14 protein-coding genes and 1 pseudogene are annotated in these 16,230 nt (G+C 59.8%); 9 read left to right on the forward strand and 6 right to left on the reverse strand.

Going from position 1 to position 16,230, the window contains the following annotated elements; translation table 11 throughout:
• Nucleotides 1-127: 127 nt before the first annotated feature.
• On the forward strand, nt 128-976 hold the full coding sequence (locus DF196_RS03530) for an ABC transporter ATP-binding protein (protein ID WP_109056510.1): 849 nt from the start codon (nt 128-130) through the stop codon (nt 974-976).
• A 489-nt stretch (nt 977-1,465) separates the two neighbouring features.
• Here the strand turns inward: DF196_RS03530 and DF196_RS03535 are convergent, their stop codons facing one another.
• The gene (locus DF196_RS03535) at nt 1,466-2,413 is read right to left on the reverse strand and encodes a zinc-binding dehydrogenase (protein ID WP_109056511.1); all 948 of its coding nucleotides are present in this window, start codon (nt 2,411-2,413) and stop codon (nt 1,466-1,468) included.
• A gap of 286 nt (nt 2,414-2,699) precedes the next feature.
• On the opposite strand from DF196_RS03535, the gene DF196_RS03540 reads away from it, so the two are divergent.
• The gene (locus tag DF196_RS03540; protein ID WP_109056512.1) at nt 2,700-3,542 is read left to right on the forward strand and encodes an HAD family hydrolase; all 843 of its coding nucleotides are present in this window, start codon (nt 2,700-2,702) and stop codon (nt 3,540-3,542) included.
• Between the two features lie 96 nt (nt 3,543-3,638).
• Nucleotides 3,639-4,496 (forward strand): nitrilase-related carbon-nitrogen hydrolase, encoded by an 858-nt coding sequence (locus tag DF196_RS03545; RefSeq protein ID WP_109056548.1) that lies wholly within the window; start codon nt 3,639-3,641, stop codon nt 4,494-4,496.
• Here DF196_RS03545 and DF196_RS03550 read toward each other — a convergent pair whose 3' ends face one another.
• Nucleotides 4,497-5,465 (reverse strand): hypothetical protein, encoded by a 969-nt coding sequence (locus DF196_RS03550; RefSeq protein ID WP_146194695.1) that lies wholly within the window; start codon nt 5,463-5,465, stop codon nt 4,497-4,499.
• A 26-nt stretch (nt 5,466-5,491) separates the two neighbouring features.
• On the opposite strand from DF196_RS03550, the gene DF196_RS03555 reads away from it, so the two are divergent.
• Nucleotides 5,492-5,710, forward strand: a complete 219-nt coding sequence (locus DF196_RS03555) for a hypothetical protein (protein WP_241519567.1) — start codon at nt 5,492-5,494, stop codon at nt 5,708-5,710.
• A gap of 87 nt (nt 5,711-5,797) precedes the next feature.
• Here DF196_RS03555 and DF196_RS03560 read toward each other — a convergent pair whose 3' ends face one another.
• The 3 genes and pseudogenes from DF196_RS03560 to DF196_RS13795 form a co-directional block, all read right to left on the reverse strand.
• A complete protein-coding gene (locus DF196_RS03560) occupies nt 5,798-6,649 on the reverse strand; it encodes an SDR family NAD(P)-dependent oxidoreductase (RefSeq protein WP_241519568.1) in 852 nt (283 codons plus the stop codon).
• A gap of 280 nt (nt 6,650-6,929) precedes the next feature.
• Nucleotides 6,930-7,784 carry an aldo/keto reductase gene (locus tag DF196_RS03565; RefSeq protein ID WP_109056515.1) on the reverse strand — a complete coding sequence of 285 codons (855 nt, stop codon included), beginning with the start codon at nt 7,782-7,784 and terminating at the stop codon, nt 6,930-6,932.
• Nucleotides 7,785-8,059: 275 nt separating this feature from the next.
• Nucleotides 8,060-8,269 (reverse strand): annotated as a pseudogene (locus DF196_RS13795) (metallophosphoesterase family protein); the annotation flags it as partial.
• 102 nt (nt 8,270-8,371) lie between these two features.
• On the opposite strand from DF196_RS13795, the gene DF196_RS03575 reads away from it, so the two are divergent.
• Together DF196_RS03575 and tenA are read left to right on the forward strand one after the other, a co-directional pair.
• Entirely contained in the window at nt 8,372-9,115 is a 744-nt protein-coding gene (locus DF196_RS03575) for a putative ABC transporter permease (protein ID WP_109056516.1), read from the forward strand.
• A 265-nt stretch (nt 9,116-9,380) separates the two neighbouring features.
• Nucleotides 9,381-10,124, forward strand: coding sequence for a thiaminase II (gene tenA / locus DF196_RS03580; protein WP_109056517.1), 744 nt, complete (start codon nt 9,381-9,383; stop codon nt 10,122-10,124).
• A 6-nt stretch (nt 10,125-10,130) separates the two neighbouring features.
• On the opposite strand, the gene DF196_RS03585 is transcribed toward tenA, so the two are convergent.
• Nucleotides 10,131-10,853: an alpha/beta hydrolase gene (locus tag DF196_RS03585; protein WP_109056518.1), complete on the reverse strand. Its 723-nt coding sequence runs from the start codon at nt 10,851-10,853 to the stop codon at nt 10,131-10,133.
• A 150-nt stretch (nt 10,854-11,003) separates the two neighbouring features.
• Here DF196_RS03585 and DF196_RS03590 point away from each other — a divergent pair, with 150 nt between their 5' ends.
• Genes DF196_RS03590 through brxC form a run of 3 tightly spaced genes read left to right on the forward strand, consistent with a single transcriptional unit; the run spans nt 11,004 to nt 16,179 of the window.
• On the forward strand, nt 11,004-11,675 hold the full coding sequence (locus tag DF196_RS03590; RefSeq protein WP_109056519.1) for a DUF1819 family protein: 672 nt from the start codon (nt 11,004-11,006) through the stop codon (nt 11,673-11,675).
• A 41-nt stretch (nt 11,676-11,716) separates the two neighbouring features.
• The gene (locus DF196_RS03595) at nt 11,717-12,442 is read left to right on the forward strand and encodes a DUF1788 domain-containing protein (protein ID WP_158276256.1); all 726 of its coding nucleotides are present in this window, start codon (nt 11,717-11,719) and stop codon (nt 12,440-12,442) included.
• Nucleotides 12,439-16,179 (forward strand): BREX system P-loop protein BrxC, encoded by a 3,741-nt coding sequence (gene brxC, locus DF196_RS03600; protein ID WP_109056521.1) that lies wholly within the window; start codon nt 12,439-12,441, stop codon nt 16,177-16,179. Before DF196_RS03595 ends, brxC begins: the two co-directional genes overlap by 4 nt.
• Nucleotides 16,180-16,230 lie beyond the last annotated feature (51 nt).

Below are 16,230 nucleotides of genomic sequence, written 5' to 3' on the forward strand. Positions count from 1 at the left end.
TATGTGAGGGGAGTCTTTAAATATGATCACAGAGTTATCGGCTCCCTTCTCTGAGGGGAGCTGTCACTGGTAGGTGACTGAGGGGAGCCCACGTATCAACCTACGTACCAAAAGGAACTTTGCCCACATGTCCGACACCGTCCTCCAACTCGACAACGTCGAATTCCGCCGCAACCGCCGCGTGATCATCACCGATGTGAACCTGACCGTCAAGGCGGGGGAGCGGTGGGTGCTGTTCGGCCCCAACGGTATCGGCAAATCCACGGCGGTCGGCATGCTCGCCACACGCACTTTCCCTTCCGAGGGCCGCGTGTTCATCCTGGGCCATCAACTCGGCAAGTACGACGTGTTCAAGCTACGCACCCGAATCGGCCTCGCCTCCGCCGACCTAGGTCGTCAGTTCCCGGACTTCGAGGATCCGCTGGACGCCGTGGTCACCGGCCTGTCCGCCGTGACCGGGCGCTGGCAGGACACCTACACCGAAGCGGAATACGCGCGCGCACGCCAGCTGCTGCACGATTTCCGTGTGGGCTACTTGGAAGGCAAGCAGATGTGGCGCCTTTCCGAGGGTGAACGCACGCGAGTGCTCATCGCCCGCGCACTCATGGGCGATCCGGAACTGCTCATCATGGACGAGCCGACCACTGGCCTCGATCTGGGCGGCCGCGAGCAGGTGATGCGCACGCTGAGCCGCATCGGTGAAGAGAGCTCCGAACGTGCGGTGGTGCTGGTGACCCACCGTCTGGAGGAGATTCCGGCCGGATTCGACCACATCGCCATCATGGGCCGTAAGCCCGTTTCCGCAGAGGATGCCACCAACGACGGCATCGACGCGATGGGCAACCCGTCCGCCGGTACCATTGTCTATTCCGGCCCGCTCGAGGAAGGTCTGACCGACGAACGCCTTTCCGACCTGTTCGGCATGCCCATCGAAGTCGAGCACAGCCACGGTCGCTGGTCCGCCTACGCGGTGTGACACAGCCGGATTGACACTTCTTCCGATTTGGCTGCCGAACTGCGGGAATCAGGTATTACCGCGTTAAGTTAGGATTGGCGCGGCCCCTGTGCTCTTGGACTTCCTTTGTCAGGGGATCTGGCGATGGAGCTGTCTAAGGGGCGCCCCAATCGGATTCATGCCGATTTTGGTTTAGTTAGTCTTAATCCTTTGGCTCTGTTAAACCAAGATTGACATGCCCCCCTTATTCTTGGCTCCCCTTGTCAGGACATTGCCGCAAAGCAAACAGCGGAGCTGTTTGTAGGCGATGTACGAGACGACAGTCGAGCCAACAGAACACGAACGAAGCTCGTCCTCAATTGCAGGACGAGCTGGCGGCGAAGCCGACTGAGGGGTAGTCCGGTGGGATTCATGTCAATCCTGGTTTAACAGAGCCAATCCTTTTGGCGAATTAACGGGTTTGACGAAGCCGTGACATAGTGGCTCCGTCAAACCCGTTCGTAGCTAGGCTCACTCGTAACTGATGACCAGTCGACCGACCACTTCGCCGCGTTCCAGTCGTTCGATGGCCTCCGGCACCTCGTCGAACGAAACAGTGGTGGTGACCGGCGTGAGTTTGCCGGTGCGCATCAGCTCATAGATGCCGCGAATATCGTCCGGCGTGCCGCCGTTGGAACCGCGCAGGTCGCACTGGTTGACGATGAGCGACTTGGAATCGATGGTGGTCTCCAATCGGCCCATGCCGACGAGCACCACCACACCGCCCAACTTGACCACGTCCACCGCGTCGGCGGTGGTGTCTCCGAAACCGGCGAAGTCCACGATCACGTCGAAGAACCCCTTCGGATAATCCTTGATGGAGCGTCGCGCGTCCAGTGCACCCAGTTCCTTGGCAAGCGGCCAGATATCCTCCTTGATCTCCGCCACGTACACCTCGGCTCCCAGCAAGTGGGCCACGCGGGCACCGATCTGGCCCAATCCGCCAAGTCCGATGATGCCCACCTTGTCGCCGGCCTTCACGCCGCCGCGACGGACCACGGCTGCATACGAGGTCATGCCTGCATCGGTGGCGGCGGCGCCGTTGACGAAATCCACTTCATCGGGAATGCGCACCAGCGCCTGCGTTCCCACCATGATCTTCGGACCGAAACCGCCGTCGAACGAAGAACCTGGGCAGCCGGCCGGCGTCGTCGGACAGATCGCCACGCGGTCACCCACGTGGAAATCATTCACGCCTTCACCGACCTGACTGATCACGCCGGCATCCTCATGACCGAGTGTGACCGGCACCTGTGCCAGCATGGTCATCCAGCCGGGGTCGGTGAGAATGCCCACGTCGGTGTGACAGATGCCGGCCGCCTTCACGTCGACGACCACCTGCCCCGGTGCGGCGATCGGTTCGGGCAGTTCGGTGAGCTGCAATGGTTCGTTGGTACCGGTGAATCTCCATGACTTCATGACGGCTCCTTACGTCAATGACGCATCCTTGCGTCGTTTCGGGTTCCGTTCCATCATCGGAATCGGAACCATCGCCGAGCTGATGACTGCGGTGATGCACATCATCGTACGGCGGAACCGTGGGCGAATGCGGCAGTGAAACACGGGAACATGTGAGGCCGCCGTGGACATCCGGAAGCGTTCCGTTACCCGTGAATGAACGTGGGTGTGCGGATGGAACGGCTGGTATATTCAGTCGTTGATACAAGGGTTCGATCGAACTTAACGCGCGGCGAGGAGACGACGGATGGTTGCAAGCAAACTGGTGTTCATCGACATTGATGGCACGTTGGCGGACGAGAAACACATCGTACCGGAATCGGCGAAGATCGCATGCCGCCAGGCGCAGGCCAACGGGCATAAACTGTTCATCTGCACCGGCCGTTCCATGCCGAAAATCGAACGCAGCATCCTGGATCTGGGTTTCGACGGCGTGGTCTCCGTGGCCGGCGCCCAGGCGAACGTGGGGGACCGTGTGCTGTTCCAGCATCTCGTGCCTGCCGAGGCCGTGAACGCGGCGATGGCGTACTTCGCCGAGCATCATATCGAAAGCTACCAGTGGCAGGGCGCGGACGGCATGTACATTTCGGAAGGGTATCGCCGCCACTTGGAGTCGAAGGGCAAGGCGTTCGACCGCGGCGAGTTCGCACGGTTCTGGCATCTGATCGACGAGGTGGAGATTCCGGCCGGTTCCACGCTGGGGCAGACGATTCACGTGAGCAAGGGTTCGTACTTCACCGGGCCGGATCCGGACGTGACTTTCGAGGACACAAAGCGTGATCTGAGCCCGTGGTTCGAGCTCGTGCACGGCTCGTATGACAAGATCTCACCGAACAACGGCGAACTGCTCATCGCCGGGTATGACAAAGGCACGGCCGTGCGCGATGTGGCGGCGGCGCTCGGCTACGACATCGACGATACGATCGCCATCGGCGACTCCGACAACGACACCGCCATGCTCAAGGCCGCCGGCACGTCCGTGGCCATGGGCAACGCCGTCCATGGCATCGAGAAGTTCTGCGACATCACCACCACCGATATCCACGACGACGGCCTCGCCAACGCCTTCGCCATCCTTGGCCTGGTGTGACTGAAGCATATGCGTTGATGTATCTTTGGCTCCCTCTCCGAGGGGAGCTGTCGGCAAAGCCGACTGAGGGGAGTGACAGACATGTCCGCAATACCAATGAATGCAGCCGAATTACCGGTGGCGGTTGCGCAGTTTACGGTGGCGCGGGAATCGGAACGCAATCTGGAGATGATTGATGCGTTCGCCAAGGATGCGGCGGCCGACGGTGCGAGGCTGCTGGTGCTGCCGGAGGGACTAATCGCGCGTGATGGGGATGATGACTCGTTTGCGGCCTCACATGCCCAGCCGATTGATGGTTCGTTTGTGGCGGGATTGCGCCGAATCAGCAGGATGCGTCATATCGTATTGATGGGTACGGTCCATGTTGCTTCGTCGGACCAAAAAACCGTGCGTGATGAGGCCGGAGTCGCATGTGAGGCCGGTGCGGACCAGCGTGTCTCCAATGTGTTCCTCGTCATTCGCGAAGGTGAGATTGCGGCGGCCTATCGCAAGCTGCATCTGTACGATGCGTTCGCCGCGAAGGAATCCGAGGTAGTATGCCGCGGAGATGAGCTGCCTCCCATAGTGGCCATCGATGGCTGGCATATCGGTGTGATGACCTGCTATGACGTACGGTTCCCCGAAACCGCGCGTTCCCTGGCTGTACGCGGTGCCGATGTGATTGTGGTCAGCGCCGCATGGGTGCGCGGCCCGCACAAGGAGTATCACTGGAAGCTGCTGACGGCAGCCCGGGCGGTGGAGAACACCTGCTATGTGCTGGCCTGCAGTGAGGTGAGCAAACGCAACATCGGCTGCAGTCGCATCATCAATCCCATGGGTGAGGTTATTGTCGAAGCTGGAGACGACACTGCCACGATAATCACTGCCAAGCTCAGCCACGAATCGCTTGAATCCGCGCGCCAAATCCTGCCTGTACTCGAGAACCGCCGATTCGCCGATCCGCGATTGCGCTAATTACAGGTCCTGCGAGTCACCAAGAATGATGTAGTCCGAATCGTAGCGTTCGATGCCGGGCGTTCTCATATAACCGAAAACGGTCCGATTGAGATTACCGTCGAATGCGTGAATCACCGGTCGTACGGCAATGGGTTCCAGTTTCGTAATGCCGATCGAGTCGTCAGTGAGCTGCATGGTGAGCCAAGCCATGTGATGACGCACCTTCCAGCCAGGCCGAGGGTCAGTGCCTCCGCCGGCCTCATTCCAAAGCGTCGCCGGAATATAGGCAAGCATACGGAACTCGATTGGGGCGGTTCCCGATTGGAACAGGATACGGGGGATGGGATATGAGCTGATATCGTCGTCGCCGTCATCACGGTCGGGTTGCCGGACTATGGATATCTCCGGTCCGAAGTCATCGGTACGCACGCCAAGCGTTCGTGGGTCACGCACGAGCCTGCGGCGATCTCCGCCGTGAAGAAGATCGGACAGCAGGCTCCACGCGGCGCCGATAATTATCGCGGCGGGGATGACGATCATCAGTACGCAGATGAGGATGAGAATCACATCGGTGAACGTGACCACAAGATGCGGGTCGTCACCGTGGTTGGTGACCAGCATCTGCCCGAACCGGTACTGGATGCCGCCGATGCCGGTGATGATGAAGGACAGCAGAACAATAACTCCGATGATGCCCATGAGCGTGGTAAAAACGTTGCCGCCTCTCCTGCGCCACAGTGCCGAACGGGCAATCTGACGCGAGCCGCGCAACCATATCGGATGAGGCAACGTATAGGCCGTGCCTATGCCGTTCCGTTCGATTGTCTGCCCGGCATCCACAGGAATTCCCATGGCATCATTCCAGCACCGCAAGGTGAACGGAGAATGGCGCGGCGTTTCCGAAGAAGGCAGCCGTATATATTCGGGATGACCGAAGATAGAGAATGCGGCTATGACGATGCGAGGGAATGCACGCAACGTTGCCATTATGCTGGCCTGAGAAGGAGGGCGGGATGAACGATAACGAAATGGACAAACGATGGCTGAAGGCGTTGCAGACCAAGAACATCGCTGTTCGGGGTCGTGCGAACGGTGATGAAGACCGGAGCGAAGGCAAGCGGAAGGGCTCATGCAAAACGGCTGCGCACTCCGCATTCGGAACATCGGTGCAACGTGCGCAACCGTTCAAGGCGACCGGTCACAAGGGCGGCATCAGCAGGCAGGGGAGCTGATTCGCTGTGCCTGTGACCGGGTCTTCGATGTCTTCAGTCCTCGATCTGCCTGTCCTGCCTGCAGAGGAATGGAAGACGTACGTGTCTTTAGTACACGGAGTAGCCGCCGTCGACCTGAAGGTTGGTGCCGGTGACGTACGAGGAGGCGTCGCTGGCGAGGAAGAGCACCGCGGTGGCGATTTCCTCGTTGGTGCCGAAGCGGTGCATCGGCACGGGCGCAGTCATCACGTCGTGTGCCTCGGGCACGATGCGGCCCTCGAAGATGCCGGACCACACGTAGCCGGGCGAAACCGCGTTCGAACGGATGCCGTACGGGGCCAATGCGGCCGCCAGATAGCGCGCGTACTCGTAGATGCCGGCCTTGGACGCGCCGTATGCGGCAACCGGTGAGGGTCCGCCGGCGATGAAGTTCGCATTGTGCGCGGACAGAGACGACGTGAACACCAGCGAGCCTCCGTGTCCATGCTCGCGCATGATGTGCTGGGTAATCTGCGCGGTCAGGTACGCGCCCGTCAGGTTGATGTCGATGGTCTTCTGCCAGACCTCATACGGCTCGTCCGCGTCGTCGCCGGGCACGTTCACACCGGCATTGATGAACGCGACGTCCACGGTGCCGAGCTCATCAACGAGCGAGGTCTTCAGCGCATCGACCTGCTCCTTATCGGACACATCGCAGTAGAGCGGCACGACCTTCACGCCGTAGCGTTCGGACAGTTCCTGCGCGAGCGGCTCAAGCGTCTCCTTGGTGCGCGGCAGATCGACGATCGCCACGTCGGCGCCCGCCTCGGCCCAGGCGGCGGTCACATTACGGCCGAGGCCACCGGCGCCGCCGGTGACGAAGCCCTTCTTGCCGGCCAATGAGAACCGGTCCATGATGCGATGGGCGGGGTCCTTCCACTGGTCGAGCGGATACTGGTCGAAGATTGTGGCGTCGGTCATACGGTTCCTCCGTTCTGTTCGGTGTGGCGGCGTCATCGTCACCATCGTCAGAGCGAGCGTACCATACGAGGTCTGATGAATTTCGTATTGCGCAGACGAAAATCTCCGGTAGCGAATCCTCCGCCGAAGGGGCGGGGCTTGCGCTACCGGAGATTCGATTCGTGTCGCTGGATGAACCGATATGTCGGAGATTCCGCTCCCAGCCAATGCGGTTAAGGCATGTGGTTGAAACATGCGGCTGGGCGGGTCACCAGGCATTCGGGCTTGTATGGAAACAGCCTTACGCTTCCTCATGCCAGTGGGGGTTCTGGCCGAACGTGTAGCCCTCCGGGTTGTCCATCGCGGCGATGTCCTGCATGTCCTGCTCGTCCAACGCGAAACCGGTCAGGTCCAGGTTCGCGCGCTGACGCTCGGCATGCATGGACTTCGGAATCGCCACGTCACCCAACTGCAGGTGCCAGCGCAGGATAGCGGCCACCGGCGAGACGCCGTGCTTTTCGGCGATGCGCACGATGGTCGGATCCTTGAGCATCTGGTTCGCGCGTCCCAGCGGACTCCATGCCTCGGTGATGATGCCGTGAGCCTCGTCGTAAGCGCGCTGCTCGTTCTGCTGGAAGAACGGGTGCAACTCCACCTGGTTCACGGCCGGGGTGACGCCCGTGGCGCGGATCAGAAGATCAATGTGACCCGGCAGGAAATTGCTCACGCCGATATGCTTCACGATGCCCTGCTTCTGCGCGTCGACCAGCGCCTGCCATGCCTCCACGAACTGGCCCTGCGAGGGGTTCGGCCAGTGGATGAGGTACAGGTCGATGTAGTCAAGACCCATGCGCGCCACCGACTCCTCGATGGTCGTGCGGGCCTCGTCGTACTGGTGATGGCGGCCCGGCAGCTTCGAGGCCACGATGATGTCCTCGCGCGGCACCTCCGACTCACGGATAGCCTTGCCCACCACGCCCTCGTTCTCATAGTTGAACGCGGAATCAATGAGACGATAACCGACCTCAAGCGCCGACTTGATGGCCTCCACGCCGGCGAAACCATTGACCTTATACGTGCCGAAACCGATGGCCGGAAGCTCCAGCCCGTCATGCGCCTTGCGCACCGGAATCGCCGGCGGTTCCATAAGTGTCATAATCGCTCCTTTGCCGTTGTGCCTGCTCCGAGCGAGTGGCCGGGGCAGAGGTTGGTACTGGGCTGATGCCCTGTCATGGACCACTGTACTCGCCGTGTTCTCGTTGAGCCGGGAGCCGATCGACTTCTGCGGTATGGCCGTTATGACAGTCGAATCGTTGACGGTTTTTCTCGAGGTGAATCGTTTGCGCACCGAATACCAAGCGAACGTGTCTCCTCTGGTGACAGGAAGGGAAGGACTCGCTGAGGACGGATGGATAACTCGGAAGCCGGTCTTCAGAAAGTAGGCATGTCGAGCGAAACGGGGGAGCGCGAGACGCCATCGTCTATCCCATGCGCCGCTGATCGGTCGTTGAACCATGTGATGATCTGCGACTCGTTCACCGGATACAGGTTCCAGGCATCAAGTCCGACATTGACCGACTCCGGTCGGGCTCCGTCGGGGGAGAGCTGATGGGTGTGCCCGTACAGGAGCCTGCGGCCATCGAGCCGACTGAGGAGTAGTCCGTGGGATTCATGTCAATCTTGGTTTAACGGAGCCTTTGGTTTTAAGCTGTCAATATCGCGAATTCCACGGGAAGGATGCACATGGAAACGTTGCCGGCATTATTACTGGTTGCGTCGCGATGGTTCCTGTACTGGACGGCGTACTCATTCGTGGGCTGGGCGTGGGAGACCATGCTCAGCGTGGTGCTACGCAAACGGTTCGAGGACCGCGGCATGCTCAATGGCCCCATCTGCCCGATTTACGGTTTCGGCGCCCTTCTGGTGCTGGGACTGCTGCACGACGTGCGTGATCCGGTTGCGTTGTTCCTTTCCAGCGGCGTGATCGCCTGCACGTTGGAGTATGCATCATCATGGGCCATCGAGAAGCTGTACCATGTGCGGTTCTGGGATTACACGGGCAAGCCATTCAACATCAACGGCCGCGTGTACCTCAACGGATTCCTGGCATTCGGCGCCGGCGCCACTGCTGTGGTGTTGGTGGTCCAGCCGTGGATGACGGCCATCGTGGAATCATGGCCGGAACTTGCGGTTGCAATCGCGGCGTCCGTGCTGTTCGTGGCCACGGTGGTGGATTGGGTGATCACCCAGGCTGGCCTGCACAGCTTCGACTCCCGCCTCGCGCGCGTTGCCGAACAGATCAAGATGCTCAAACTCGAACAGATCGAGGCTATCGACACGCGCATCGACATGGCCGACGAAATGCTCACCCGTTCGCTCAGCTGGCAGCAGCGCCGACTGGTGCGCATTTTCCCGGGACTGACCTCCCTGCGTAACCCTGATGTCGCCTCCCGTGTCCGACGGATACTGGAGCGTCGCGGCTGGTGACCGGCGATCGGTGTTCTGGTTTGGCCCGATTCGTCCGATGTTTGAACGATCACGAATGCCATATTCCCGACCGATTCTCGACCCGCAGTCGTGTGCAACGTATAATGGGCGACGTTGCAGGGGAACCTTCACCGGAACCGAACACGTGCGCATCGTCATGCCGCGCGTTTACCGGCCGATCCAGTCGGCTGTCCGGCGGGTTGAGAAAGGCTTGGCCTGACCCTTGGAACCTGTTGGCCAACACCATCGAAGGGAGCAATCACCCATGACTTTCGACACATCCGCATTCGGACCGATCACACTCGACCACATCCCGCCGTTCGCGCAGCACCTGCGCGAGGCCGCCGACCAAGTGTGGGAGGAGGGCTACAACCAGCCGTTCCTGCGTGAGCTCGGCAACGGCACGCTCGCTCGCGAGAAGTTCGCGTTCTACTTGCTACAGGACTACCGCTACCTCAACGACTACGCCAAGGTCCACGCGCTCGCGCTCACCAAGACCCAGGATCCGGAGATCATGCGATTCATGGCCGACGTGCAGAACGGCATCTTCAACGTGGAGTCCGCCATGCACCGCAAGTACATGGCCAGCTATGGCATCAGCGCCGAGGAGATGAACAACGTCCGACAGTCCGCGTTCGCCCGCGCCTACACCTCCAACATCCTCTCGATCGCCTACGGCAACCCGCTCGTAGACGTTCTGGTGGGCGTACTACCGTGCGCCTGGGTGTACGCCGACTACGGCCAGCGCCTCGCCCGCGAATTCGCCGATACGCTCGAGTCGAACCCGTACAAGAGCTGGGTCGACATGTACAAGACGGAGGAGTTCTGGAGCTCGTCCGCATGGCTCATCGCGCACATCGAGCAGCTGGTTGAGGGCCTGAGCGAGGAACGCAAGGCCGAACTCACGGACATCTTCGTCACCGGTGTGCAGAACGAATACATGTTCTGGGCCTCCGCCTACGACATGCAGTACTCCTGGAAGCCGGAGTGGGACGCGCCTCGCGCGTGACGACGGCTAAAGCGACCGCACGAAAGCGCGGATGTCGCTGATCTCCTCGTCGCAGATGGCATGGCCCATGCCGGGGTAGCCGTGGTATTCAAGATGGCCAGCGTCGTCGAGCACCTGACGGGCGGTGCACTGGTCGAGCAACGGAATCGTGTGGTCGTTGGAGCCGTAAGCCAGGAAGAAGCGGGTCGGTGAATTCAGCCGGGCCGCTTCCTCGCCCTTGAAAGACGGGCTCAGCAGTATCGCCGCGTCGAACAGGTCGGGATACGCCTTGACCATCCGATACGACAGATACCCTCCCTGGGAGAAACCGACCAGTGCCTTCTTGCGATGCGCGAATGTCGGGGAGTCCAGCAGCTGCGTCACGGCCTCGCCGACCGCCGTACATTCGCGACGGCGTTCCTCAGTGCTGCACCCGTCTGGATACCAGTAGGTCCCGCCCATGTACGGGCGGTCGTACGTGCCGCGGAACGAGAGGTAGCTTGGTTCGATTGTTGATTCGGCGGGCGATTCGGCCAGTACTGCGGTATTAGCCGAATCGGTTTCGACGCGCGCGCCGCCCGTGCCGGTCGTGCCGTGCGCTGCATGGCTCGCACCATTCGTTATACGGTCCGCATACACCGCATCGATGATGCGCACCATCTCGCTCTCGTCATTGCCATACCCATGGAACATCACGAACAGCGGGTCGCTGCCGCCCGCATCGATCTGACTAGTCACCCGAAGACGCATAGTAAATCACCTCTTAACCAGCGAGTGTAGCCTCAAAAGCAACAGCAAGTTCCACGGTCTTCGCATATGTCCCACGAAAAATGCGATGTCATATCCCCTCCAAAGTGTATTCTGAAATATTCTTGTCAAAAAACGACACGAGGAGCGGCAATGCCAGGTTCGTACGGTACCGAGACCATGCAGGACGAACAGCGTTATCGTCTATCGTTCACGGTCGGGGGACTTCTCGCCCCGCAGGGACACATCATTGCTGCGCTGTTCATTGCCAATGACGTTCAGGAAGACGCAGACGATCATGGAAGCGAACTGGGGGAACGTATTACACGAATCCGCCGGCAGGCCATTGATGAGAATGTTCTTTCTATTCGTACTCAGGCGGCAAGCACCCGTACGGTCAGCGAAGTAGCCAAACGTCTGAGCACGCTTACCGAGACGGAACTCCGTTATTTGGCTTCCGGTGATACTCCGGCCAGTGACCAGCAGGCGTTCATGTGGGTGGCGATGTGCCGCTATTACGCCCTAGTGGGGGAATTTGCCAGCGAGGTGCTGCGTGACCACTATCTGATGGGTATGCCGACCGTAACCCGTGAGGATTACGATCGTTTCATTCTCGCCAAGGCAATGTGGCATCCGGAACTGGAGAAAATCAGCACAGCGACGGCGAACAAACTTCGTTCGAATGTATTCAAGGCAATGACCGAGGGCGGATTGATAGAGCGGGGAAGTGACACGCTCCGGCCTTCACTGCTCAGCAAAACCGTGACCGGTATCCTTGAGAGCAGGCCGGAATCATTCCTGTTCTTTCCGATGAGGGAACACTGAGAGGCAGTGAAACAATGCCAGTGAGAGGAGACAGGGCAGCAATGGCAATTGACGACACCGCGCAACGTCAATCCCTCGGTATTGAGCGGGATTTCGACGGGCTGTTCCACTACATGCAATCCAAACGTTTCCGTAACGGTGAAGACACCGGTGGCGAGCCGGCGAACTATATCTACGCCTATCCTCCGGACAAGGAATTGGAGGTCGAACGGCGTATTCCGATGCTGGTGAGCCGACTGCAAGGCATGGATCCCGTGGATGCCGATGACTCCGCGCCGTCGGTATTGGTCATCGACCTGTACAGGCTGGTCATCCAGATCATGAAGGACAACGACGTCTTCGATACTGCCATCGAACAGGAACCCGAAATGCATGGCGATGCCGACGAATCTGAAAATGACTCGTGGCCGGCGCTGCAGGAAGACGATTTCTACCAGGCGCTCGCCGGCATGCTCGGTCCTGACGGCGACGATTTGAAGGAGACGCTCAAGGCACTGTATAAGCGTGCAAAGGCAGACAATGAGGCCGATCTCGTGTTCCTGACCGGAGTCGGCCAGGTATACCCGTACATCCGCACGCATGCGCTGCTCAACTGCGTGCAGGAGGTCATAGACGAACACACGCCCGTAGTGGTATTCTTCCCGGGAACCTACGAGAAGACCGCGTCGACCGTATCGGTGATGCGTCTGTTCGACCGGCTCGACGCGGACAACTACTACCGTGCATTCAGCCTCAACACCGCGATCATGGAAGGAGCCGACGCATGAGCGACATGAACGAATCGCGAGACAGCGCATTGCAGTTCAGGAACATCTTCGCCAGGAACATCGAAGACAAGATCGACGGCGTCATCAAGGCCAGCGACGACAGCAACCTCATCGACGAGGTGAACGAATACGTGCTGACCAACGAGATCCAGACCAATCTCGAACGGTTCCTTGACACGTACAACGACCCATCCGCCGACTACACGAACGGCGTATGGATCTCCGGTTTCTTCGGCTCGGGTAAATCCCATCTGTTGAAGATCCTCTCCCATATTCTAGGCGATATCCCCAAGCCTTTCCTCACGGCCGGCACCGAGCCGCCCAGCCGCATACAGGTCATCGACATCATGAAGGCCAAAGCCCGCGACGCCGAGAACCACGAGCTTGAGGGACTGCTGGACGCCAACCTGCGTATCCCCGCCACCTCGCTGCTGTTCAACATCGACAGTAAGGCGCAGAAGGGCAGCAAGACCGTGCTCATGGATGCGTTCATCCGCGTGTTCGACGAGGCCCGCGGCTATTACGGTGCCAACAAGTATGTGGCGAAGATGGAACGTGACCTCGATGCCAACGGGTGCCTGGACGAATTCATGCGCCAATTCGAATCGATCGCCGGCAAACCGTGGTCCAAAGGTCGCGCACAGGCCGCGTTCTCCGGTCCGAAGATCGACAAGGCGTTCGCCGCAGCCACCGGCGATGAGATCAGGGACATTCTCAAGGATTACCAGAAACAGTACAATCCGACCATCGCCGATTTCGCCGACGACGTGAATGACTGGCTACAGCGGCAGGATGACGGTCGCCGCCTGATTTTCCTAGTGGATGAAGTCGGCCAGTTCATCGGTTCCAGTACGGATCTCATGCTCAATCTGCAAACCGTGACGGAGGAACTGTTCGCGCGCACCAACGGCCGCGTGTGGGTGATTGTCACCTCGCAGGAGGACATCGATGCCGTGATCGGCGACCGCTCGGTCAGCCAGGGACTTGACTTCACGAAGATCAAGGGCCGGTTCGCCGTCAACCTGAAACTCTCCAGCGCCGACGCCATCGAAGTCATTCAGAAACGACTATTGGCCAAAAACGAGCAGGGCGAAACGGCTACGGAGGAACTGTGGCAAGCCTACCGCGACGAGCTCGACGCCCTGTTCACCTTCCAGGGCGAAGGTGGCGCACGCCAGTTCAAAAACCTCAAATTCGGCACTCAAGAGGACTTCATCGCCACCTACCCGTTCGTCAACTACCAGTTCCTGCTGTTCCAGGATGCGATGCGCGGCATGAGCGCCGCCGGATTCTTCGAAGGCCAGCATCGTTCGGTCGGCGAACGTTCGCTCCTGTCCACGATCAGCAGTGCTTTGGTTGAGCACAAGACCGATGCAGTCGGCGGCCTGATTCCGTTCAGCGCCCTGTACGACGGCATTTCCGGCACCATCCAGAGTTCGGTGAACCACCGCATCATCGAAGCGGAACGCGAACTCGCCCCGGATATGCAGAAGCTGGCCCTGCCGCTGCTTAAGGCGCTGTTGCTGGTTAAGCAGGTCAAGGATTTCAAGGCCAATGTGCGCAACCTGCGCATCCTTGTTCTCGGCCGGTTCGGCGAGGATCTGCCCGAGCTGGAACGGCGTATCCAGGATACGCTGAACATGCTGGAACGGCAGAACTACGTGCATCGCACCGGCGACGAATACGAGTATCTGACCAACGACGAACAGGCCGTCGAAAGCGAGATCAAGAATGTCGACATCGAGGACCGGCAGATTCGCGACCGCTTGGGCAGAATCGTCAGCGAGGACATTCTCGGACAGCCGTTGACCGTCGAATATGGGCAGGGGCGGCAGAAAGTGAAGTTCCGGTACGGTCTGACCATCGACAACGTGGCGCAGGGACGGACCTATCCGATTACGCTGCACATCGTCACCCCGATGGACGACATACCTCTGGACGCCAAGATCATGCGATCGTCCGGCGAACGCGGGGAACTGCGCGTGATTCTTGACGGCGACGGCTCCAATTTCATGAACGACCTGACCATGGTCGAACGTACCGAGAAGTATCTCCGTCTGCACGCCAACGAGCAGGGTTCCTGCAAGCACATCCTTGACGCCAAGCGCGGCGATCTCGACATCATGAAGCGGGAACTGAAAGCCACGGTGTCCAAAGCATTGTGCTCGGCCGTCATCGCCTACAACGGCGCCACGTTGGACACGAAGGCGCGCGAAAGCGCGACCGGCGTCATCACGGAGGCTATGCATACGCTGATCGGACGCTTGTACACCAACTTCCGACTGGTGGAAGGTCTTGCGTACACCGAACGTGACCTTCCCGCCGTGCTCGCCGACGCTTCGGACTCCGCACCGTCGCTGGACGGCACCGATTCCGTGCAGACTCGTCTGGATCTGCCCGCACAGGACGTGTACGATTATGCGGCCGGTCAGATTCATCGCAATCTCGTGCCGACCGTCAGGGACGTCATCGCGCATTACGAGAACGAGCCGTATGGCTGGCCGCTGGCGGATACACTCGCATGCCTGTGCTACCTGTACGGTACCGAACGGATTCGCCTGACGATTGACAGCAATCGGATTCCGCGCACCGATGTGGTCAAGTATCTGACCAATCAGAAAAAGATCGAAAGCATGCGCGTGGAGATTCCGAAGCGCTATGATGCCGCCAAACTCCGGGAACTGCGCAACTTCACCAACGATTACCTTGGTCTGACTGCAGACAAGCTGCCCGGCGATGCCGAAGACATGGCGCGCGTCATCAGGGACGGGTTGCGCGAACAGATACGTGCGATCGAACAGATGAAGGCTGCCAATGGACAGTTCGAGTTCGTCGCGGCGCTTGACGAACCGCTGGAACGATTGAGGACCGTGGCCGCCAAGCCCGAGGAATGGATACTGGACGTCTTCCCCTCCGCCGGTGAGGATGACAATACCGACCAGCTGCTTGACGACAAGGAAGACGTGATCGACCTAGTCCGCAAGGTGCTCAAAGGCGCTCAGCGCGACGTGCTGACCGGTGGCCTCGACTGGATCAGGACCAACGATTCCAACTTCACGCTCGCTTCCTCCGATCTGCAACGGGAGCGTGACGAAGTGCGCGCCACGGCAGCCGATCCGAAATTGTTCCAAGGCAACAAGGTCAACCTGTTCAAAACCAGATTGGCGGAACTCCAGCAGCATCTTGGCGAATTGGTGGGCGCGGAACGCAAACGGGCGCTGGCGACCGTCACCACCGTGCGTGAATCCCTCACCGGCATCGACTCATACCGTGCCGCCCGAGAGGACGCTCAACGGCAGGCTCTGCGCTTGCTGGATGATGCGGCCGTGAAGATCAAGTCTGCGAAGTACATCGCCGACATCCGGCAGACCGCGGACACCGTACGCGGCAGTCTGTACCTAGCGTTGGTCAACCAGTTGGATGCAGCCAAGGAACAGCCGGAACCGCAGGTGCTGTCTGACGTTCACGATGAACCCGGAAAGCCGGCGGAGTCTCAGGACTCGCAGAATCCGTCTGCGGGGGAGACGCTGCCCGATGTCGTTACGCCAGCCGAGCCCGGTCCCAAGCATGTCGAGGTGGTACAGGCCGAGTCGAAGCCGGTCGAGCGCACCATCCGCGTCGCGCCTCCGCGCCCCAAACCGATGCTGCGCACGGAAAACGACGTGGACGAGTTCCTCGACGAATACCGTCGCAAACTCATGGCTGCCATCCGCGAAGGCAAACGCATTTTACTTTGAGCCAGTTTTTGCGTGGATTTAAAATACGTTTTTAAATCCACGCAAAAACCG

Origin of the sequence: Bifidobacterium callitrichidarum, from assembly GCF_003129905.1 — a bacterium.
GTDB lineage: Bacteria > Actinomycetota > Actinomycetes > Actinomycetales > Bifidobacteriaceae > Bifidobacterium > Bifidobacterium callitrichidarum.